The organism is Vreelandella piezotolerans (assembly GCF_012427705.1).
Classification (GTDB): domain Bacteria; phylum Pseudomonadota; class Gammaproteobacteria; order Pseudomonadales; family Halomonadaceae; genus Vreelandella; species Vreelandella piezotolerans.
Window position 1 is genome coordinate 1,705,526 of the sequence record NZ_CP048602.1, and the last position, 21,426, is coordinate 1,726,951.

Below are 21,426 nucleotides of genomic sequence, written 5' to 3' on the forward strand. Positions count from 1 at the left end.
TCCGTGACTTGGCTATGTACGAACACTATCTGCGCTAGCCGCCATTTCGTACAAAACCTAATAACAGACCCTAGGAGTGGTGTGATGATAACGAGTGCGAGACAAGAGTCTTGGCCAAAAATGTTACTGACCGGCGCGCAGATGCTGTTCGTGGCCTTTGGTGCATTGGTACTGGTTCCGCTATTGACTGGGTTAGATCCCAGCGTGGCGCTGTTTACAGCCGGACTCGGTACGCTGGTCTTTCATGGCGTCACCAAGCAGAGCGTGCCGGTATTTCTGGCCTCCTCGTTTGCCTTCATCGCGCCCATTCAGGGCTCTGTCGCCAGCTTCGGCGTGTCGGCGACGCTGGGTGGGTTGATGGCGGCCGGGTTGGTGTACGTGGTGATTTCTCAGGCGGTACGGCTGAAAGGGACGGCTTGGCTGCACCGGCTGTTGCCCGCCGTGGTGGTCGGTCCCGTCATCATGGTGATTGGTTTGGCGCTCGCCCCGGTCGCCGTCAGCATGGCAACCGGCGAGACCAGCGACTCCATTGGCTACGGCCAAGCGATATTTCTTTCCATGGCAAGTCTGTTGGTGACCCTGGTGCTCGCAGTATTTGGCCGCGGCCTGTTGCGTTTGGTGCCCATCATGGGCGGTATTGCAACGGGCTACGCGCTGGCGCTCATCATGGGAGTGGTTGACTTTACGCCGGTGCGCGATGCGGCTTGGCTGTCGTTACCCAACTTTACGGCGCCTAGTTTCCATTGGGCGGCCATCCTGTTCATGATTCCGGTCGCGATTGCGCCTGCCGTCGAGCATATTGGTGACATGGTGGCGATTGGTTCGGTCACGCGTACCAACTATCTGGAAAAGCCTGGCTTGCATCGCACGCTACTGGGCGATGGTTTGGCCACCACCGTCGCTGCGCTGTTTGGTGGGCCGCCTAACACGACTTACTCAGAAGTCACCGGTGCCGTGACGCTGACCAAGGCCTTCAATCCGATGTACATGGTGGTGGCGGCGGTCATCGCTATCGTTTTGGCCTTTGTCGGCAAGCTTGGTGCGCTATTGCAAACCATCCCTGGGCCAGTCATGGGGGGCATCATGACGCTTCTGTTTGGCTCGATTGCCGTGGTCGGTATGAATACTCTCGTGCGGGCAGGGCAGTCGTTGACGGCGGCGCGTAACTTGGTGGTGGTGTCGCTGATCTTGGTGTTTGGCATCGGCGGTATGCAATTTGGTGGCGGGCAGTTCACGCTACAGGGCGTAAGTTTGGCCGCTCTGGTCGGCATTGCGTTAAACTGGTTGCTACCAGCAGAAAAAGAGGGTGAGTGAGTCGTGACAGACAGGATGCGTTATGAGTGAGGCGCTACGCTGCCCGTTTCCGGTTCTGGGGGTGGCTGCCTGGAGTGGTACCGGTAAAACCACGCTGTTAGAGAAATTGTTGCCGCTTCTGCGCGGCATGGGAGTGTCGGTGGCGGTTATCAAACATGCGCACCATCATTTCGACGTGGACCAGCCGGGTAAGGACAGCTACAGGTTACGCAGCTCGGGGGCAGCGCCCATGTTGATTGCGTCGCGCCATCGCTATGCGCTGATGCAAGAGACGCCGGGGCAAGAGGAGCCCGACTTGGCCCATTTGCTGGCATTAATGGCTCCCCATTCGCCTGATTTGGTGATTGTGGAAGGCTTCAAAGCTTGGCCGATACCGAAGTTGGCGCTCTATCGAGAGGGAATTGGAGACCCGGCGATTCTTTCCGACCCTTGGGTGCAGGCCGCTGCGTTGACCGGCGAGCCTCCTGTGAAGCTTGCGTCTTCGGTCACGCGTTTGGATTTGAATCGCTGTGACGCGATCGCCCGCTGGGTCAGTGACTGGGCCGACCAACAGCGGCGCAACTTGGCTTGATGATAAAAGGTGACACCATGCAGTTAACCCACCTGAACGCGCACGGCGAAGCCAATATGGTCGACGTCGGCGATAAGCAAGAGACACGTCGAGAGGCCGTCGCCTCGGGGCGTATCGTCATGCAGCCTGCTACCTTGAAGTTGCTGAGCGACGGCGCGTTGCCCAAAGGCGATGTGCTGGCCACGGCGCGTATTGCAGGGATCCAAGCGGCTAAACGCACCCACGAGCTCATTCCTCTGTGCCACTCGCTGGCACTTTCTAAAGTCGCGGTAGAGTTCGATATCGATCACGATCAGGGGTGGGTGAGTGTGACCGCCATGTGCCGTTTGAATGGCCGTACCGGGGTCGAGATGGAGGCGCTGACCGCCGTATCGGTCGCCTGTCTGACGCTTTACGATATGTGTAAAGCGGTCGACAAGGCAATGCGTATCGAAGCGGTACACCTGGATAGCAAGCAGGGCGGACAGCGCGGCGATTATCGCCGTGAAATGGCGGCGCCCATCGTCACTGGTGAAGGTGCTGCGGGCGAGGTGAGCCTCGGCGAGCGCTGTGTCTCACCCTGTGTGCGGGTCAAGTTTTTGGCCGAGCTGCGCGAGCGCGTTGGAGAGAGTGATTTGGCCATTGGGTTGGACAAATTGCCAAGCCGTGATGTGGCTGGGCTAAAAGCCGCGCTCAAAGCTCAAGATGCGCGCTTCTCAGTGCTGGCAGACCGTCGAACGCTGTGCGCGATTAACCAGGTGATGGCCAACGACAGCGCACGCATTACCGATGAAGACGAAGTGGCCTTTTTCCCCCCGGTGACCGGAGGCTGAGCCGTGTCCGTTAACGAACAGAAAGCACCCGACATAGGGGTAGTCGTGCAGTCTGCTCCGTTCTCCATGGCCTACGGTTATGAAAGCGCGTTGCGCCAGCGTACCGACATTGGCGCGATCGTCACCTTTACGGGGCTGGTGCGAGATTTCAACGAAACGCCCGACGTCATCGGTTTGACCCTGGAACACTACCCAGGCATGACCGAGCGCACCTTGGCACGTATTGCAGAGCAAGCGTGTCAGCGGTGGTCATTGCAAGCGGTGAGGGTCATTCATCGCGTGGGAGATTTGTTGCCGGGGGACCCCATTGTCAGGGTGCTGGTTGCCAGTGCACACCGCCGAGATGCCTTCGAGGCCTGCGATTTCATCATGGACTACTTGAAGACCCAGGCACCTTTCTGGAAAAAAGAGCACTCTAGACAGGGAGCATACTGGGTGAAAGAGCGCGACACCGATCAGCAAGACGCTGCTCGGTGGTAGTGCTCAAGGCTCGTCGTTCAATTCCTCGATGGTTGGCATCTCGGCGGCCATGATCTGCAGGTGCACCTCGGGCATATGCTGCAAGTGATTCGCCAACCAGTGTACCAACCGAGGCTGTAGCGCATGGCGTAAATCGGCTAGCGTATCTGCGGTGATCTCATCGAGCTGCTCGTCCAGCCACTCGCTAAAGCTGTCTTCATCCATGGGGCTGGCCCCGCTAGCATCCAGCATCAAGCGTCCAATGCGGCACCAGCCCGTCTCGGTGGCCGCTACCGGCAAAGCCAAAAAAAGGCTGCCGCGACGTGCCGAGGAGTGGCCCGTATCCAAGCCAGGATGAGCGACTACGCTATTTTGATTGACGATGCAGGGAGGCTGAGGATAGCGCGTCTCGCAGCGTAACCCTTGCTGGTCGAGCACTAGCATGTCGCCATTCACAGGCGTCAGCGGTGCTTGAATGCCCAGCTCTTCGGCAAGCGCTTGATGCGCCGCTTGATGGCGAGCCTCGCCATGCACCGGTAGCAGCATTTTGGGTCTGACCCACTGATAGAGCTTTCTAAGCTCTTCCTGGGCAGGGTGTCCGGTAGCGTGAAGCTCGGGATGGTTCGTTTCATCGAACAGCGTGACATCGAGTTGCAACAAACGCTTTTTAAGCTGCTCGATGGGGCGCTCATTGCCTGGAATGGCTTTGGCAGAAAAAATCACGCTATCGCCCGGTTCTAAATCGACAAAGGGGTGGCGACGCTGGGCCAATCGTTGCAAGGCGGCGCGAGGCTCGCCCTGGCTACCGGTGGCAATGATCACGACCTCTTCAGGGGGGAGGTAGCCCAGGTCATGGGCGGGCACCAGGGGCGGGAAGTCGTCCAAATAGCCCAGGCCTCTGGCCACACTCACCATCCGCTCCATCGAGCGGCCCATCAGGCTAACCCGGCGTCCACTCGCCTGGGCTGCCAAACCAATGGCCAATACCCGCGCTAGGTTGCTGGCAAAGCAAGACACGACCACCCTGCCTGTGCAAGCGCTCAGCGTGTTCGCCAACGCCTTGGCAACGTCCCCTTCGCTGGCGGACTGTCCCGGCATGGGCGCGTTGGTTGAATCCCCTACCAGCAAATCGACCGGTGCCAGTGCTCTGAATTGAGCCGCATTGACCGGTGAGCCAATGAGCGGGGTTGGGTCCAGTTTCCAATCACCCGTGTGGAGAATGCGGTAATCCCCCGCTTGCATCATGATGGCGCAGCTCTCGGGGATGGAGTGGGTAACGCTGAGATAGCGAAGGGTGAAGGGGCTACTCTCTACTGCCTCCCCCGGTTCGATGGTCTGGATCGCTGCGCTACTGAGCTGATGTTCGGCAAACTTGTAGCGCAAGAGTCCCGCTGCGAGTGGGGTGGCAAAAATCGGGCAGCCCCATTTGGGCCAAAGCCACGCCACGGCGCCGATGTGGTCTTCATGGCCGTGGGTAATGAACAGGGCTTTGGGGGTGATCTTGAGCGCTTCCAGGGTTTCCGTGTTGGGGACTTGAAGCGGAGAATTCGGCAGGTCTTGGCGAATCATCATGCCGCAATCAACGGCGATCCACTGATCGTCATACCCATACAGCGTGAGGTTCATTCCAATTTCGCCACAGCCACCAAGCGGTAGCAGGCGCAGGGGCGGGCGGCGACGGGGACGAAGTTGAACGCGTGATGGATGCATCAGTTATGAAAAGCCTAGAAAGTAATGTCTTAACTATACGGGATGCGGGGGGCGGGTAACAATCATCGCGGCACCAGACCGCGGTGCTTCCTTATCTTGCTTACGTTACACTAATGCGGCTAAAGCGTTTATCTGCCGTTAGGCAGGTGCTTGGCGAGCGTGCCGTTAAATACGTTAAGAGTGTCTGTGATGTCTCATTATTACCGTTTAGTTGTTTCCTGCCCCGATCAGGTGGGCATTGTGGCGCGTGTCTCAAGCTTTATTGCTCAGCAGGGTGGTTCCATTACCGAAGCAAGCCAGCACTCTGATTTAGAGACTGGTCGCTTTTTCATGCGCTATGAAATTCTGGCGGACTCACTGGGTATGTCGGCGGAAGCGTTGCGCACCGCGTTTGAGCCCGTCGCCGCCGAATTCGATATGCAGTGGTCGTTGGTAGATACGCAAAAGCGTCGCCGTGTCGTGCTCATGGTGTCTAGAGAGTCTCACTGCTTGGTCGACTTGCTGTATCGCTGGCAAGCAGGCGAGCTGGATTGCGATATCGTGGGCGTCATTTCTAACCATGACGATATGCGTTCACTCACGGAGTGGTACGGTATTCCCTATCATCACGTACCGGTCGATCCTACCAACAAGCAGCGGGCATTCGATCAAGTGCAAGAGCAGATAGATGCGGCCCGCGCCGACTGTGTGGTGCTGGCGCGCTACATGCAAATACTGCCGCCTTCCCTTTGCGAACGCTATGCGGGCCGAGTCATCAATATCCACCACAGTTTCCTGCCGTCGTTCGCGGGTGCCAAGCCGTATCATCAAGCTTATGAGCGCGGTGTGAAGCTGATCGGTGCGACCTGCCATTACGTCACCGAAGAGCTGGACGCGGGCCCGATCATCGAGCAGGACATACATCGGGTCAGCCATTGCCACACGCCGACCGATCTCGTTCGCTTCGGTCGCGACGTTGAAAAAGCGGTGTTGGCGCGTGGTTTACGCTGGCACTTGGAAGATCGTGTGCTCATTCACGGCAATAAAACAGTCGTCTTTAGTTAATCTACCGGGGGCGCTATGTCGTTTGCACAGAGCGTATTGGCACCATGGGCGCTGGTGATGACGTGGTTGTTGTCATTGGGCATGGTGGGCTGGTGCATTTGGCTGCGCCCTTGGCAACCGTTGCTCGAAGATACCGCGCTCCAACATCGATGGTTGGCCGCGACGCTTGTCGTCATGCTGTTTTGGCAGCTTCGCGCTCAAGCAGTGGATTGGTTGACGCTTCACCTAGTATTTACGGTGTTAATGACGCTGGTCTTTAAAATGCCGTTAGCGCTGCTGAGCAACGTAATGATCAACGCTGCCATGGTAGCGATTGGACGTAACGAGTGGAACCTTCTTGGGGCGAACGTACTGGTGACTGGCATCGTGCCTGCTATGGTGACAGGCATCGTGTGGCGTCTGGTGGATCGCCGCCTGCCGGATAATTTGATGGTGTTCTTATTCGCCTGCGGATTTTTCGGCGCAGCGCTGTCGACGTTAGGTGGCGGGCTTGTCGCGGTGGCGCTCATCATATTGGCGGGCACGGATCCTGAGGCCGTATATCTCGCTCAAGAGTATGCCCGCTTTTTACCGCTGCTGATGCCGTCGGAAGCCTTCATCACCGGGATGCTGCTCAGCATCTTGCTAGTCTACCACCCAAGTTGGGTGGCCACCTTCAATGACCACCGTTACATCGACTCACAGTAAATACACTTCGTGTGCCGGGTCTGACCACGGCCTCAGCTCAGCCGAGCGCTTGTCCGTTTCCGCCCCGAATAACGCCGACGCCGACACCCTCGATATCCAGTTGTTGGGTGCGCAGATCGATCTCGATCGGTGGGAAGTCGGCATTCTCGGCGATCAACGTGACTTGATGGCCCTGGCGTTTAAAACGCTTGACCGTCACTTCGTCTTCTAACCGTGCTACGACGATCTGGCCATCGCGTACGCGATCAGTGCGATGAACGGCCAGAAGATCGCCTTCCAAAATGCCGACATCTTTCATGGAGAGGCCGCGTACACGTAATAGGTAATCGGCTTTGGGCGTAAAATACTCGGCTGGAAGCGGGCAGTAGCGGTCTATGTGTTCGGCAGCCAAGATTGGACTACCGGCGGCAACTTCGCCAATCACGGGTAGCCCATTGGGTACAGGCTCGGAGGCGGCCGTTGTCGTTGCTGGCACTTCGCTAGGTTCCAGCACCTCCTGGTTCGGTAGCCGAATTCCCCGCGACGTATTTCGAATGATGCGTATGGCGCCTTTACGCTCGAGCGCACGCAAATGCTCCTCGGCAGCATTTGGAGAGCGGAACCCCAGCGCCTTGGCGATTTCAGCGCGCGTTGGCGGGTACCCCAGGTCACCCATGGTTTTGACGATGAAATCAAATACGTGCTGCTGACGTGCTGTGAGTGGACGAGACATACCAAACTCCAAAACAGTGAAAAGACAGTAGCTACATGTCGGCTTAATCAGTATGTGTTTAAGTATACAGTATGTTGCTCTGTCCAGTACATGGTCCATGACAAACGCCAGTACATAGCGAGCTCTTTGAAAGCTAGGTAAAGAAGGCGCCGCCCATGGACCGTTGGCGAACTGGATAAGTGATTGAGCCTGTCAAACATATGTCATAGTATGCAGCGTTGTTTAAAACACCTGTTTTTTGGAGGGCGAGATGGCCCAATCAGATACGGTAACGCGTATATTGGACACGGCAGAGGTGCTATTTGCAGAGCGAGGCTTTGCCGAGACGTCGCTGCGCAATATCACCAGCAAGGCACGCGTCAATTTGGCGGCCGTCAACTACCACTTTGGTTCCAAAAAAGCACTGATTCAAGCGGTGTTCGCTCGCTATCTCGATCCGTTTTCGGCACGTTTTCATACGGCACTGGATGAACTCGAGACGCGCCATCAAGGTCAACCGATTCCTTTGGAAGTGCTGCTTGAGACCATGGCGACCACGGTGTTGGCCGTCCCGGCAGAACGCAATAGCCTGAAAGTGTTCATGAGGCTCCTGGGTCTGGCGTATAGCCAGGCTCAGGGGCATTTAAGGCGTTATATTCAGCAGCAATATGGCGACGTGTTTACGCGCTTCACCGAGCTGGTGCGCCAAGCGACCCCAGACCTGCCGGACGCTGAGCGTTTCTGGCGGCTACACTTTATGTTGGGAACGGTGATATTCACGCTGTCAGGCTTGGATGCGCTGCGTGATATCGCCGCCAAGGATTACCAAGAACAGGTCACGGTGCGAGATCTGGTACGACGCCTGCGGCCCGTCGTGGTCGCCGCCATGAATGCGCCGTTGCCCGCCGCGGTTGAAGAGGGTCACCATGGAAACGCCCAAGCTAGCTGAGCTGCCGCCTACACACGGTGGTTGGATAGAGATCGATACCCAGCGTCAGAGACTCTGCTGGTGGCAAGGTAACGATATTCAGCATGAGTGTACGATTTCGACGGGGCTGGCAGGCGTTGGGCAGGAAGAGGGCAGCGGTCAAACGCCGCTTGGCTGGCACTACGTTCGCGCATCGATTGGCCAAGGCTGCCCCGATAACGCGGTATTTCAGGGGCGCCGTTGGACGGGCGAAGTCTATTCGCCAACTCTCGCGGCCAGCTTCCCCAAGCGTGACTGGATCCTGACGCGGATACTTTGGCTATGCGGTTTGGAGCGCGGCGTGAATCGCGGGGGAAACGTCGATTCCCAGCGGCGCTACATATACTTGCATGGCACCCCAGAGGATCAGCCCATGGGCACGCCAGCCTCACACGGTTGTATACGCGTGCGCAATCACGATTTACATTTCCTATTCGATCACGCCCAGCCCGGTACGCCGGTTTGGCTGCATTAAGCCCACCCACAGGACGTCGCGCCAGAATTTTGACACGCCAAGCGGTTAGTCTAGAATGGCGCCCTTTTTGTTGGACTCACCATCATGACGCAACCCATTGGCCCGGTCATGCTCGACCTTGAAGGGCCACAGTTAACCAACGCTGACAAGCGCCTGCTAAAAGATCCTGCCGTAGGCGGTGTGATTTTGTTTGCTCGTAACGTCGAAGACGCGTATCAGGTTCGCAAGCTGTGCGACAGTATTCGTCGTGTGAGAGGCGATTTGCTACTGGGGATCGACCAAGAGGGGGGGCGTGTCCAGCGAATCAAGCAGGGCGTTACCCGGCTACCCGCTATGGCGCGTCTGGGTGAGCTGTTCGCCAGCGACCCGGTCGCGGGTGTGAGTCTTGCCAAAGATACCGGCTGGCTGTTGGGCATGGAGATGGCCGCCTGCGGATTGGATATCAGCTTCGCCCCCGTATTGGACGTTGAGAGTGGCGTGTCCAGCGTGATTGGTGAGCGCAGCTTTAGCAGTGACCCTATTCACGTAGCCAAACTTGGCCATGCGTTTATCGAGGGCTTGCACGAGGCTGGCATGGCCGCTGTGGGTAAACACTTTCCCGGGCATGGGGGCGTGGCGGCAGACTCCCACGTGGCGCTACCCGTCGATGACCGGCCGCTAGCCGAATTGAAAGCGCGCGATCTTGTGCCGTTTCGTGAACTTGCGGGCGTTTTAAACGGCGTCATGCCAGCCCATGTCATTTATTCGGCGTTCGATAAACGTCCCGCTGGGTTTTCGCCGACGTGGCTGGGCATGCTACGCGAATCGCTGGGTTTCAAAGGGTGTATTTTCTCGGATGATTTGAGCATGACCGGGGCGCATGAAGCCGGTGGACCCACGGAGCGCGCCAAGGCAGCTTTGACGGCTGGCTGCGACATGCTGCTGATATGTAACGATCGTGCCGCTGCTCTTGAGGTCGTCCACGCCTGTGAAGGGGTATCGAACAAACGCCCTGCCAAACTGCGTTATGGCCGTGCGAGACCTGATATCGATGCCCTGGCTGCCCTTGGGCGCTGGCGGCGCACTCATGCCAAGCTAGAAGCATTGGCGAATTAATTTTATACCGTTATCTGTTAAGACGTCTTTATGGAGATGGAGCATGTCCAAGTTGGATAAAGAAGCGCTTGAATCGTTGGATTCCATGCGTGAGTTGATGGATAACGCGGATTGCCTGATATCACAGGAGCAGGTAGAGCGAGCGTTGGATCGCATGGCCGAAGAGATCACGCGTGACTTGGGCGACAAGCTGCCGGTGTTTTACTGTGTCATGAACGGTGGTCTCATTACCACGGGCCACTTGTTGACACGTCTAGGCTTTCCATTGGAAGTGGACTATCTACACGCCACTCGTTATCGCAAAGAGTTGCGCGGCGGTGAGCTTTTTTGGCGCGTTTCTCCGGAGGTGCCGATGGCGGGGCGTCACGTCGTCATCGTCGATGATATTCTCGATGAAGGCGCGACACTGGCCGCTATTCTCGAATACTGCAAAGAGGCACAGGCCGCCAGTGTCACGACCGCGGTATTAGTCGATAAACAGCATGACCGTAAAGCAGTGCCGGGACTGAAAGCCGACTACTGCAGTTTGGAGGTGGCCGACCGCTACGTTTTCGGTTTTGGTATGGATTACAAAGGCTATTGGCGTAATGCCCCTGGGATTTTTGCGCCTAAGGGCATGTAATCACATCCGCGCCTAGCGAGGAGAGAAACGCCTTGCTAGGCCGGTCTCCGCAATCATTCGCGTTGAAATCTCCTCCACGGAAAACCGCGTCGTATCGATGAACGGAATGTGCATGGTTCGATACAGCGATTCTGCCTGCTCTACTTCCTGCAAACACTGATCCATTGAGCTGTAGCGGCTGTTGGGCCGTCGCTCGTTACGAATGGCCGATAGCCGACGGGCATCGATGGTCAAACCAAACAGTTTGTGTCGATGAGGAGCTAAGGCTTTGGGGAGCTTGAGGTGACCGTCTTCGTCGAGGTCGTCCTCGGTCAGCGGATAGTTGGCGGCGCGAATGCCGAACTGAAGCGCTAGGTATAGCGACGTCGGGGTTTTGCCGCAGCGAGACACCCCGACCAAAATGATGTCGGCTTTGTCGTATTGATGGGTGCGTGCGCCATCATCGTTATCGAGCGCAAAGTGTACCGAGTGGATACGGTCCATATAGACGTCGTCGCTGCCAATGGAGTGAGTGCGCCCGACGCTATACGATGAGTGGGTTTCCAACTCCTGCTCCAGCGGCTCCAGGAACGTCGAAAAAATATCGACCTTGAAGCCCGACGCCTGGCGAATGACGTTACGGATGTTTTGATCCACGATGGTATCGATGATGATTGGCCGATGACCATCGCGGATAGCGGTGGACTCGATGACCTCCGCCAGCGCTTGGGCTTTTTCCACGGTATCGATATAAGGTTTAGTCAGCATGTTGATCTCGACATCGCTGAACTGGGCCAGCAAGCTGCGACCCAAACTCTCTGCGGTAATGCCTGTACCATCGGAAATGAAAAAGGCCGTTCGTTTCATAAACTGTTCCGCCAGCTAGAGATGCGTTAAGCGTCTATTGTGGGCTGCCTCTTCCATCAGCACAATGCTTCTTGCCACTACATAAAACAGCCATATTCGATCGTTGTTGTAAAAATCCTCCACTCCCTTCGCTGTTAGACCAATGGCGAATAGGGCCCCGCAATGCTAGGGTGTCAGCGTCTAACAGTGTCGCCCTGATGGGTTGCAACAGAGTCTGAGAGCGAGGGGGTTGCGTGGAAGAGTACATTCTGTGGTTCGATCAGCTAGGTATGGCAGACGTCGAACGCGTGGGTGGTAAAAATGCCTCGCTAGGCGAAATGATTTCCAACTTGTCGGGTGTTGGCGTCACGGTGCCCGGCGGTTTTGCGACCACGGCCCACGCATATCGTGAGTTTCTGTCCCATGAAGGCTTGAACGACCGCATCAATGACACGCTCGCTCGCCTAGACGTCGACGACGTCAAAGCGTTGGCTGAAGCTGGTAAAACGATCCGCCAATGGATCATCGAGACACCGCTGCCCCCCGCTTTCGAAAAATCCCTGCGTGATGCCTATGAGCAACTCCAGGCGCAGCATCCTAACCTAAAAGTGGCCGTGCGCAGCTCTGCCACGGCTGAAGATCTGCCCGATGCCTCCTTTGCAGGGCAGCAGGAAACCTTCTTGAACATCGAGGGTTTTGCCAACATCAAGCACGCCGTGCATGAAGTGTTTGCCTCGCTCTTCAATGATCGCGCAATCTCTTACCGCGTGCACCGTGGCTATGCCCACGAAAACGTGGCCCTGTCAGCGGGCGTCCAAAAGATGGTGCGTTCCGAAACGGGTGCTTCCGGGGTGATGTTCACGCTCGATACGGAGTCGGGCTACCGTGATGCCGTGTTCGTCACGGCCTCATGGGGGCTGGGCGAAACCGTGGTGCAGGGAGCCGTCAATCCTGACGAGTTCTATGTTCACAAGCCCACCCTGGCTGCCGGCCGTCCGGCGGTGTTGCGCCGTACGTTAGGGTCCAAGTTGATCAAGATGGTTTACGGCCAAGATGCCAGTGCCGGTAAGTCCGTCGAAACTGTCGATGTGCCCTTTAAAGACCGCGGTCGCTTTTGTATTGATGATGAGCAGGTCATGGATCTGGCGCGCCAGGCCGTGATCATCGAGCAGCACTACCAACGCCCCATGGATATCGAGTGGGCACTGGACGGTGACGACGGCAAGCTCTACATCGTGCAAGCACGTCCTGAAACCGTGGTGTCTCAGCAAGAGGGTGGCAAGCTCGAGCGCTTTCAACTGCGTGAGAAAGGCCGCACCCTGATTACTGGTCGTGCCATCGGTCAGCGTATCGGGCGAGGGGCGGTCAAGATCGTTCTTAGCCCTGACGAAATGGACAAAATTCAGGAAGGCGACATTCTAGTGACCGACATGACGGACCCTGATTGGGAGCCGATCATGAAGCGCGCATCGGCCATCGTGACCAACCGCGGCGGCCGTACCTGCCACGCGGCGATCATCGCGCGTGAGCTGGGCATTCCGGCCGTGGTGGGCTGTGGCGACGCTACCACGCAGCTGCAGGAAGGCATCGACGTGACGGTTTCCTGTGCGGAGGGTGATACTGGCCACGTTTATGAAGGGCTATTGGCTTTTGATTGTAATGTGTCCAGCGTCGATTCGATGCCGGAAATCCCGTTCAAAATCATGATGAACGTGGGTAATCCGGATCGTGCGTTTGGCTTTGCCAGTCTGCCTCATGCCGGTGTCGGCTTGGCGCGTCTGGAGTTCATCATCAACCGCATGATTGGCGTGCATCCGAAAGCGCTGCTCGAGTACGATACGCTGCCTGCGGATCTTCAGCAGGTCATCGATCTACGTACTGCTGGCTATGCCGATCCGGTGAGCTTCTACGTCGATAAGCTGGTGGAGGGAATTTCCACGCTAGCTGCCGCTTTTCATCCGCAGCGCGTGATCGTTCGGTTGTCGGATTTTAAGTCCAACGAGTATGAAAACCTGATAGGCGGTAAGCTCTACGAGCCCGGTGAAGAGAACCCCATGCTGGGTTTCCGTGGGGCTTCTCGCTATATCTCCGAGGCATTTCGTCCTTGTTTCGAGCTCGAATGTCGCGCGCTGAAACGTGTGCGTGACGACATGGGGCTGACCAACGTCGAAATCATGGTGCCGTTCGTCCGTACCACGGATGAAGCGCGTGAAGTGGTCGATCTGCTAGCGGCTAACGGTTTGCAGCGTGGCGGTGATGAGCACCCTGATGGTTTGAAGGTCATCATGATGTGTGAATTGCCCGCCAACGCGCTATTGGCGGACGAGTTCCTCGAGTATTTCGATGGCTTCTCCATTGGCTCGAATGACCTTACCCAGTTAACGCTGGGCTTGGATCGGGATTCAGGCATCGTGGCGCACTTGTTCGACGAGCGTAACCCTGCAGTGAAAAAGCTGCTCGCCATGGCGATCAAAGCTTGTAAGGAGAAAGGAAAGTACGTGGGTATCTGTGGCCAAGGGCCGTCTGACCACCCAGATCTTGCCAAGTGGTTGATGGAGCAGGGGATCGATTCGGTGTCGCTCAACCCTGACGCCGTGCTCGAAACGTGGTTCATGCTAGCGGGGGAAACCATCGCCTAAGCTTGCGATCTTGAAATTAGCCTGCTTGCTATTTTACGCCCGGCCATTGTGCCGGGCGTCCTCGTTTTATAGGCTAAGCTGTTGTTTGAAGGTCAACCGGGCGCTTTCGTCTGGGTGGCTAACGTCTGCGCAAAGGTTCAAGGAGAAAAGCGATGCGTCCAACAAGGGCTCTCTCACTCACTGGTTTACTGCTGGTGCCCATGGTGAGTTGGGGGTTTAGCTACGAAACCCCTTCTATTACCCCAGAAGTTGGATCGGGTTTCGAAGAGAAACCTGGCTGGGCAGCCGAGACCTTTGCCGTGGCCGCTGCCAACCCGTTGGCCACCGATGCAGGCTACCAAGTGCTCAAGGCGGGAGGAAATGCCATTGATGCGGCAGTCGCCGTGCAAATGGTACTGACGCTGGTCGAGCCGCAGTCCAGCGGTATCGGCGGCGGGGCGTTTCTAATGCACTTTGACGGGGCGGATGTGCAAGCTTATGACGGGCGTGAAACGGCCCCTGCCACGGTGACAGGCAAACTGTTCATGGAAAATGGTGAGCCGTTACCCTTCATGGACGCCGTTGCCAGTGGTCTCTCCGTGGGAGTGCCGGGTACCGTCCGCATGCTGGAGCAGGCCCACGCTGAGCATGGTCAGCTCCCTTGGCGAGAGCTTTTTACACCCGCCATCACGTTGGCAGAAGAGGGGTTTGCCGTCAGTCAGCGACTGCATACCAGTCTTGCCAACGACGAGGCCTTGCGACAGAACGAGCGTGCTCGGGCATTTTATTACACCGCCGAGGGCGAACCGCTTGAAGTCGGCACCTCCCTGAAAAATCCTGCGTTGGCGGCCATATTGCGCCGTATCGCGGATGAGGGAAGCGCCGCATTCTATGAGGGAGCGGTCGCGGAGGATTTGGTAGCGCAAGTGCAGTCACACCCCGTGCGGCCCGGTACCATGACGCTGGAGGATATCAGCGGTTATCAGTCGTTAACGCGTGAGCCGCTGTGTACGCCCTGGCAGCAGTGGGAAGTATGTGGTTTTCCTCCGCCCTCATCTGGTCATCTTACCGTCATGCAGATTCTGGGCATGATGGATCAGCAGCCGCTGCTCGAAGCGCCGTTGGAGGATGGCGTGTCCAGCAGTGGTTGGTTGCATCAGTTCTTGGAAGCTTCTCGACTCGCCTTTGCTGACCGTGGACGTTACATCGCCGATCCTGATTTCGTCGACGCGCCGGGCGGTGACTGGTCACTGATGTTGGCACCCGATTATCTGGACAAGCGCAGCCAATTGATTGGCGACGAGAGCATGGGTGAGAGCGCCGAGCCGGGCAACCCAGGGGAACTGGCCGTCAGCTTTGCCAGCCAGCTGGAACAGCCTGAGTACGGTACGAGTCATATCAGTATCGTCGATGCCGACCGCAATGCGATTGCCATGACGACCACCATCGAGCAGGCCTTTGGATCGCGGCTGTTAGCGGACGGCGGCACCGATTTGCCGGGCGGCTACTTGCTCAACAATGAGCTGACGGATTTCTCTTTTACCCCAGAAATCGATGGTCAGCCGGTGGCCAACCGTGTCGAGCCAGGTAAACGTCCTCGCTCAAGCATGAGTCCTACGCTGGTCTTCGATCAAGAAAGCGGCGAGTTAGTGGCGAGCCTGGGGTCTCCCGGTGGCGCGGCCATCATTCATTATACCGCGCGCACCCTGGCGGCCATGCGTGATTGGGGGCTGAACGCTCAAGAAGCGCTCAATCTACCTCATGCCATCACGCTGGGTGGTGATGTCTATCTAGAGGAGGGGCGTTTTCCAGATTCGACCATCGAAGCGTTGCGCGAACGTGGTCACACCGTCAGCGAACGTGAGCTGACAAGCGGCCTGCAAGCGATTCGGCGCTTGGAGGATGGCACTCTATTTGGCGGAGCCGATCCTCGCCGTGAAGGCGTTGTCATGGGCGAGTGAACCCGATTCACTGGCGTAGCCAGTTGCGAAGTTTGACCAGCATGAGGCCGCCGTCGCTCAGAGATCGGCGGTCTTCTATTAGCTCACGAAGCCGGTCAGGGTAGTCGGTAATGATCGCATCGACACCCAAATCGATGAGTGTCGACATTCTCGCTCGATCATTGACCGTCCAAGCATGGATCTCATACCCAAAGCTTGCCGCCAAGCTGACCTCTTGACCCGTTATACGATTATGGCGCAAGCCCAGGGCGTCAAATTGGCGGCGATCCAGGGTGCCTGGCAATATCAGTTGCGCCAGCAGCGTAACCCTTAGTTCGGGAGCCCTTGCTTTGATGTAACGCACCAGATCAGGCGACATGGTCGCGATGCGCATCTCCATCAGCGCGTTGGGAAAGCCACAAGCGGTCATGCCGCTCAGGGCGCTTTGCTGCGTGGCCCAACAGCGATAGCGCAGATCGCTCTCTTCTTGGAGAGCATCGATGACGGCTTGAGCAAGCATCTGCTCTTGGCCCGGTAACGCTTTCATGTCGATCATTAGTGACGCCCGTCCGCGCACGATGCCAAGAGCGTCATCCAGCCCCGAGATGCGCTCGTTTTGAAAAGCATCGCCAAACCAACTGCCGACATCGAATTCGCTCAGTTCACGACGAGTCAGATCGCCGAATTCCCTTGGGTCGCCAGTAAGGCGGGCGAGCGTTCGATCGTGATAGAGCATGACCTGCTGGTCGGCGCTCAAACGTACATCGAGTTCAACGGCGTCGGCGCCATCTTCTAGTGCTTGTGATACGGCGGCCAGGGTGTTTTCCGGTGCTACCATGGAGCTACCCCGATGGGCGATGATGGTGACGTTGTCGCGAATGTCAAAGCTGTTGAGAATCCACCACGCCTGCAGGCCAGCGAGAAGCAGCACACAGAGCTCCAGCGCCCAGGCCATGCGACCCGTATGGGCATTGGATGATGGCGGTGCCGGACGTGTTTTGTGATGGGCGAGTTGCATATACAGACACGCCGACAGCAAGGCATTGGTGGTAATCCCCAAAAACGTCATGGCCAGAGTGATGAGCACATAGCCGGTCAAGTAGACCAGCATGGCCGGTATCAACAGGGCATTGTGTTCCGGCAGCCACCACAGTAGCGGGGTGACCACGCTGTCAAATAGCCAAGTAGTGAGGATCGGCAAGCTAATGATGATGGCCAGCAGGATGAGGACGGCTGCGCCAATCGAGCGATGCCAGCCGCGGGTCAAATGCACGCTGTGTTTTAGCGCCTGGAGAGGCGAGTAGGCTTCTAATGCCACGAGCGGCAGCGCCAGTAGCCAGCGCAGGTAAAGCCAAGCGGCTAGCAGCATCCATAGCAGAACGATGGGTAGCGCACAGGCCAGAAAATACCACAGAACGGGGGGGCGAATGCGCTGCAGGTAATAAGGGTCGAGGCCGCTTAGCCAAAGATCGTAGAGCCATGTGAGCGCTACCATGAAGGGGGCCAGAAGTAGGAGATGACTTCCGACTTGTAAAACGACCAGCACGGCTAGCGCCGGCAGACGTCGCGTGCCTAACCACAGTGCCTCCAGGGCCAGTCGGTAGTGATGGTCTTTCGGCCTGACAGCGACATGTAACATACCCGCTTGCTGCCAGTAGATAAGTAAAAACGTCAGGCCGAAGCCGACGAGCATGACCAGTAACCCCAGTGGGCTGAACAGCAGCGCGAGTAGGGCGTCTGTGGTCACCACCGTGCGGTTTAGCTGTGCTAGAAAACGCTGCGACAGCCAGGCAACCGTAGGCAGCAGCAGAGCGGATGCCAGTAAGGTAAACAGTAGGTGATAAGCAATCAGTGGTCGAAGGTGGTCTCGCAGGGTACGAAGAAGGGCGTGGCCTAATAGAGTGAGCGGCTGCATGGTCACGAAAGTGTCAAAGTAAAGCTTCAGGGTGGCACTCTCTGCCACCCCTGGCAAGTATGCTAAGAGAGTTTGAGCGGCTGTTCGGCGATGATGATGCCGTTGTTGTCAGCATAAAGCCACTGACCAACCCTAAGCGTAACGCCTGCAAAGGTCACGGCAAGGTCACGCTGGCCCTCACCGCGCTTGTCACTTTTGCGGGGGTGACTGCCGAGGGCTTGGATACCTAAAGGCAGTGTCGCAAGAATATCGACATCTCGTACACAGCCGTACATGACGACTCCCGCCCAGCCGTTTTGTGCGGCTTTCTCTGCCAACATATCGCCTAACATGGCACAGCGATGCGATCCACCCGCATCGACCACCAGGACGGCCCCTTCGCCTGGTTCCGCCACGGCTTGTTTAACCAGCGAATTATCTTCGAAGCATTTCACGGTGCGAATGGGGCCATAAAAATTGTCGACACCGCCAAAGTTAGCGAAGAGAGGCTCTAGTACCTCTACCTCGGGATAGGCATCGCATAGATCGGGGGTGATCACTGCGCTTGTCGTTGTCATGGGTAACTCCTTGATTGAATGTGCCATAAAAAAACGCCCCTACCATCGAAGGAAGGGGCGTTCTGTCATCGACTCAGCGAGGGATTAGCCTGGCTGCGATGTTGCGAGCATCGGCGATGGGTCGGTGCCACGGGCTATCAGGCCTCTTGGGCGACCGGTATCACGTTCGAGGCAATCTTTTGATACTCCTCGATTTCGTGGAAGTTCATGTAACGATAGATCTCGCCTGCCAGGGCGTCAAACTCGCCCATGTAACGCAGATACTCATCAACGGTGGGCAGACGACCTTCTACAGCGGCAACCGCTGCCAGCTCTGCTGAGGCGAGGTAGACATTGGCACCATCGCCTAGACGGTTCGGGAAGTTACGTGTAGACGTGGACACGACGGTGCTTTTCGCGGCAACGCGTGCCTGGTTACCCATACACAGAGAGCATCCCGGCATTTCCATGCGAGCGCCTGCACGGCCATAGATGCCGTAGTAACCCTCTTCGGTCAGCTGATGCTGATCCATTTTGGTCGGCGGTGCGAGCCACAGACGGGTTTTCAGGCTGCCCGCAGGCTGTTTTTCGAGTAGCTTACCGGCCGCGCGGAAATGACCGATATTGGTCATGCACGAACCGATGAACACCTCGTCGATTTTCTCACCAGCCACGTCGGACAGAAGACGCGCATCATCCGGGTCGTTCGGTGCACATAAAACCGGCTCTTTGATGTCAGAGAGATCGATTTCGATGACTTCGGCGTACTCGGCGTCTTTGTCGGCGCGCATTAGGCTCGGATTGGCCAGCCACGCTTCCATGCCTTCGATACGACGGCTGATGGTGCGCTCGTCGCCGTAGCCATTAGCAATCATCCACTTGAGCAGCGTGATGTTGGATTTCAGGTACTCCGTCACGCTCTCTTCAGACAGCGTGATGGTACAGCCAGCGGCGCTGCGCTCGGCGGAGGCATCGGAGAGTTCGAATGCCTGCTCGACGGTGAGGTCTTCCAGGCCTTCGATTTCCAGTACGCGGCCCGAGAAGGCGTTTTTCTTACCGGATTTCTCGACGGTCAGTAGGCCTTGTTTGATGGCGTACAACGGGATGGCGTGAACCAAGTCGCGCAGCGTGACACCCGGCTGGCGCTTGCCTTTGAAACGCACCAAAACGGATTCCGGCATATCCAGCGGCATCACGCCCGTGGCCGCCGCAAACGCGACCAAGCCCGAACCGGCGGGGAAGGAAATGCCCAGCGGGAAGCGGGTGTGCGAGTCACCGCCGGTGCCCACGGTATCCGGCAGCAGCATGCGGTTTAGCCAGCTGTGGATAATGCCGTCACCCGGGCGCAGCGAAACGCCGCCTCGGTTCATGATGAAGTCCGGCAGGGTGTGGTGAGTGTCTACGTCAACCGGTTTCGGATAAGCCGCCGTGTGGCAGAAGGACTGCATGACTAGATCGGCTTGGAAACCAAGACAAGCAAGATCTTTCAGCTCGTCGCGGGTCATCGGGCCCGTGGTGTCCTGGGAGCCTACGGTGGTCATCTTCGGTTCGCAGTACATGCCGGGACGAACGCCGTCCATGCCGCAAGCCTTACCCACCATTTTCTGCGCTAGCGTAAAGCCTTTGCCGGTATCGGCCGGCTGATCGGGCAGTCGGAAAACGTCTGAAGGCGCCAAGCCTAGCGACTCGCGCGCTTTACCGGTCAGGCCCCGGCCGATGATCAGTGGAATACGGCCACCTGCGCGAACTTCGTCGAGAATGAGCTGGGTTTTCAGCTCGAAGGTGGTCAGCACGTCATCGGTACCGTGTTTGCACACCTTGCCTTCATAGGGGTAAACGTCGATGACGTCGCCCATTTCCAGTTTGGAAACGTCCATTTCTACGGGCAGCGCACCGGAGTCTTCCATGGTGTTGAAGAAGATAGGCGCAATTTTGCCACCGAAGCAGAAACCACCGGCGCGCTTGTTCGGGACATAAGGAATGTCGTCACCGAAGAACCACAGCACGGAGTTGGTAGCAGACTTACGCGAAGAGCCGGTGCCGACGACGTCGCCGACATAGGCCACTGGGAAACCTTTGGCTTTGACGTCTTCGATCTGCTTGAGCGGGCCCGTGGAGCCCGGTACTTCAGGCTCGATGCCTTCGCGCTCGTTTTTGAGCATGGCGTTGGCATGCAGCGGAATATCGGGGCGTGACCATGCATCCGGGGCGGGGGAGAGGTCATCGGTGTTGGTTTCACCGGGTACCTTGAAGACGGTCAGGGTGATTTTCTCTTCTAGCGCGGGCTTGGAGAGGAACCATTCGGCATCGGCCCAGGATTGAATCACGTCTTTGGCAACGACGTTGCCTTTCTTGGCACGCTCTTCCACATCGTGGAAGGCATCGAACATTAGCAGGGTGTGCTTCAGCTGTTCACCTGCTTCACGGGCTAGCTCTTCATTATCAAGTAGCTCTACCATCGAAACGATGTTGTAGCCGCCTTGCATGGTGCCGAGCAGTTTGACCGCGTGAATTTTATCGATCAGCGGAGAGGTCGCTTCCCCTTTGGCAATGGCCGTCAAGAAGCCAGCTTTGACGTAGGCGGCTTCGTCGACACCGGGAGGAACGCGATTGGTGATTAAGTCGAGAATGAATTCCTCTTCACCGGCCGGGGGCGCTTTGAGTAATTCGATCAAGGCCGCGACTTGCTCGGCGGTCAGGGGCTTGGGGGGGACGCCCTCTGCGGCGCGTTCCTCGACATGTTGGCGGTAAGCTTCAAGCACGTTGGGGCCCTCTCATCTTCTTGGTAGTGATGACTCAGTGGTGCCGAACGACTGCTAGCACGGTGGGTGAGGCGTTCGGACACGTGACAGACGCTTGACAAACAGCGCCTGGTGGATGAGCGCGATTCTACGGGAAACTGTCGACAATGTTAAGAAGCCAAGCTAAGTGCTTGCTTGTACTTTATGTTGAGGTGCTGTTTTTTGGCTCCTTCTAAGCCGTTTTTTTCGTTACTGTGCTCCCTAGCTGAAAGTTTTTTACCAATCGGGCTGTTTTACGGTAAGCGCGGGTGTGATTATTGTTATGCCGCGTTACCATGGCCATAGACGAGGGTTAGCGCGTCACCACTAGGTTTATGGGGTGTGTGGAGCATCAAATAAACCGA

General features: G+C 57.2%; 18 protein-coding genes. 12 read left to right on the forward strand and 6 right to left on the reverse strand.

Translation table 11 applies throughout. The features are described from left to right. The first annotated feature begins 84 nt into the window (after positions 1–84). From GYM47_RS07835 to moaE, 4 genes are read left to right on the forward strand one after another with little or no spacing between them, the layout of a single operon-like run. The gene (locus GYM47_RS07835) at positions 85–1,314 is read left to right on the forward strand and encodes a uracil-xanthine permease family protein (protein ID WP_176558252.1); all 1,230 of its coding nucleotides are present in this window, start codon (positions 85–87) and stop codon (positions 1,312–1,314) included. 22 nt (positions 1,315–1,336) lie between these two features. Next, a complete protein-coding gene (gene mobB / locus GYM47_RS07840; RefSeq protein WP_153843883.1) occupies positions 1,337–1,885 on the forward strand; it encodes a molybdopterin-guanine dinucleotide biosynthesis protein B in 549 nt (182 codons plus the stop codon). A 17-nt stretch (positions 1,886–1,902) separates the two neighbouring features. Further along, entirely contained in the window at positions 1,903–2,697 is a 795-nt protein-coding gene (gene moaC / locus GYM47_RS07845; RefSeq protein ID WP_153843882.1) for a cyclic pyranopterin monophosphate synthase MoaC, read from the forward strand. Positions 2,698–2,700: 3 nt separating this feature from the next. Further along, a complete protein-coding gene (moaE, locus tag GYM47_RS07850; protein ID WP_255303967.1) occupies positions 2,701–3,177 on the forward strand; it encodes a molybdopterin synthase catalytic subunit MoaE in 477 nt (158 codons plus the stop codon). Between the two features lie 3 nt (positions 3,178–3,180). On the opposite strand, the gene GYM47_RS07855 is transcribed toward moaE, so the two are convergent. Beyond that, positions 3,181–4,782 (reverse strand): ribonuclease J, encoded by a 1,602-nt coding sequence (locus tag GYM47_RS07855; RefSeq protein ID WP_139528216.1) that lies wholly within the window; start codon positions 4,780–4,782, stop codon positions 3,181–3,183. 273 nt (positions 4,783–5,055) lie between these two features. On the opposite strand from GYM47_RS07855, the gene purU reads away from it, so the two are divergent. Together purU and GYM47_RS07865 are read left to right on the forward strand one after the other, a co-directional pair. After that, positions 5,056–5,910 carry a formyltetrahydrofolate deformylase gene (gene purU, locus GYM47_RS07860; RefSeq protein ID WP_139528047.1) on the forward strand — a complete coding sequence of 285 codons (855 nt, stop codon included), beginning with the start codon at positions 5,056–5,058 and terminating at the stop codon, positions 5,908–5,910. Between the two features lie 15 nt (positions 5,911–5,925). Then, positions 5,926–6,597: an energy-coupling factor ABC transporter permease gene (locus GYM47_RS07865; RefSeq protein WP_153843881.1), complete on the forward strand. Its 672-nt coding sequence runs from the start codon at positions 5,926–5,928 to the stop codon at positions 6,595–6,597. A gap of 37 nt (positions 6,598–6,634) precedes the next feature. On the opposite strand, the gene lexA is transcribed toward GYM47_RS07865, so the two are convergent. Then, a complete protein-coding gene (gene lexA / locus GYM47_RS07870) occupies positions 6,635–7,309 on the reverse strand; it encodes a transcriptional repressor LexA (protein WP_139528045.1) in 675 nt (224 codons plus the stop codon). 250 nt (positions 7,310–7,559) lie between these two features. Here lexA and GYM47_RS07875 point away from each other — a divergent pair, with 250 nt between their 5' ends. From GYM47_RS07875 to GYM47_RS07890, 4 genes are all read left to right on the forward strand, one after another. Continuing rightward, the gene (locus GYM47_RS07875) at positions 7,560–8,237 is read left to right on the forward strand and encodes a TetR/AcrR family transcriptional regulator (protein ID WP_139528044.1); all 678 of its coding nucleotides are present in this window, start codon (positions 7,560–7,562) and stop codon (positions 8,235–8,237) included. Then, positions 8,215–8,730, forward strand: coding sequence for a L,D-transpeptidase (locus GYM47_RS07880; protein ID WP_139528043.1), 516 nt, complete (start codon positions 8,215–8,217; stop codon positions 8,728–8,730). The genes GYM47_RS07875 and GYM47_RS07880 overlap by 23 nt, the downstream gene beginning before the upstream one ends. Positions 8,731–8,814: 84 nt before the next feature. Next, positions 8,815–9,825: a beta-N-acetylhexosaminidase gene (nagZ, locus tag GYM47_RS07885; protein ID WP_139528042.1), complete on the forward strand. Its 1,011-nt coding sequence runs from the start codon at positions 8,815–8,817 to the stop codon at positions 9,823–9,825. A gap of 43 nt (positions 9,826–9,868) precedes the next feature. Next, complete coding sequence (locus GYM47_RS07890; RefSeq protein ID WP_153843880.1) at positions 9,869–10,447, forward strand: hypoxanthine-guanine phosphoribosyltransferase; 579 nt, start codon at positions 9,869–9,871, stop codon at positions 10,445–10,447. Between the two features lie 12 nt (positions 10,448–10,459). Here the strand turns inward: GYM47_RS07890 and ppsR are convergent, their stop codons facing one another. Continuing rightward, positions 10,460–11,293: a posphoenolpyruvate synthetase regulatory kinase/phosphorylase PpsR gene (ppsR, locus tag GYM47_RS07895; RefSeq protein ID WP_139528040.1), complete on the reverse strand. Its 834-nt coding sequence runs from the start codon at positions 11,291–11,293 to the stop codon at positions 10,460–10,462. Positions 11,294–11,526: 233 nt separating this feature from the next. On the opposite strand from ppsR, the gene ppsA reads away from it, so the two are divergent. After that, positions 11,527–13,911 carry a phosphoenolpyruvate synthase gene (gene ppsA, locus GYM47_RS07900; protein ID WP_153843879.1) on the forward strand — a complete coding sequence of 795 codons (2,385 nt, stop codon included), beginning with the start codon at positions 11,527–11,529 and terminating at the stop codon, positions 13,909–13,911. A 152-nt stretch (positions 13,912–14,063) separates the two neighbouring features. Further along, on the forward strand, positions 14,064–15,851 hold the full coding sequence (ggt, locus tag GYM47_RS07905; protein WP_153843878.1) for a gamma-glutamyltransferase: 1,788 nt from the start codon (positions 14,064–14,066) through the stop codon (positions 15,849–15,851). A gap of 7 nt (positions 15,852–15,858) precedes the next feature. On the opposite strand, the gene GYM47_RS07910 is transcribed toward ggt, so the two are convergent. The 3 genes from GYM47_RS07910 to acnB all read right to left on the reverse strand — a co-directional run bounded on the left by GYM47_RS07910 (position 15,859) and on the right by acnB (position 21,043). Then, positions 15,859–17,745 (reverse strand): glycerophosphodiester phosphodiesterase family protein, encoded by a 1,887-nt coding sequence (locus GYM47_RS07910; protein ID WP_231125663.1) that lies wholly within the window; start codon positions 17,743–17,745, stop codon positions 15,859–15,861. A 62-nt stretch (positions 17,746–17,807) separates the two neighbouring features. Next, the gene (rraA, locus tag GYM47_RS07915; RefSeq protein WP_153843876.1) at positions 17,808–18,302 is read right to left on the reverse strand and encodes a ribonuclease E activity regulator RraA; all 495 of its coding nucleotides are present in this window, start codon (positions 18,300–18,302) and stop codon (positions 17,808–17,810) included. 137 nt (positions 18,303–18,439) lie between these two features. Next, positions 18,440–21,043 carry a bifunctional aconitate hydratase 2/2-methylisocitrate dehydratase gene (gene acnB / locus GYM47_RS07920; protein WP_153843875.1) on the reverse strand — a complete coding sequence of 868 codons (2,604 nt, stop codon included), beginning with the start codon at positions 21,041–21,043 and terminating at the stop codon, positions 18,440–18,442. Positions 21,044–21,426 lie beyond the last annotated feature (383 nt).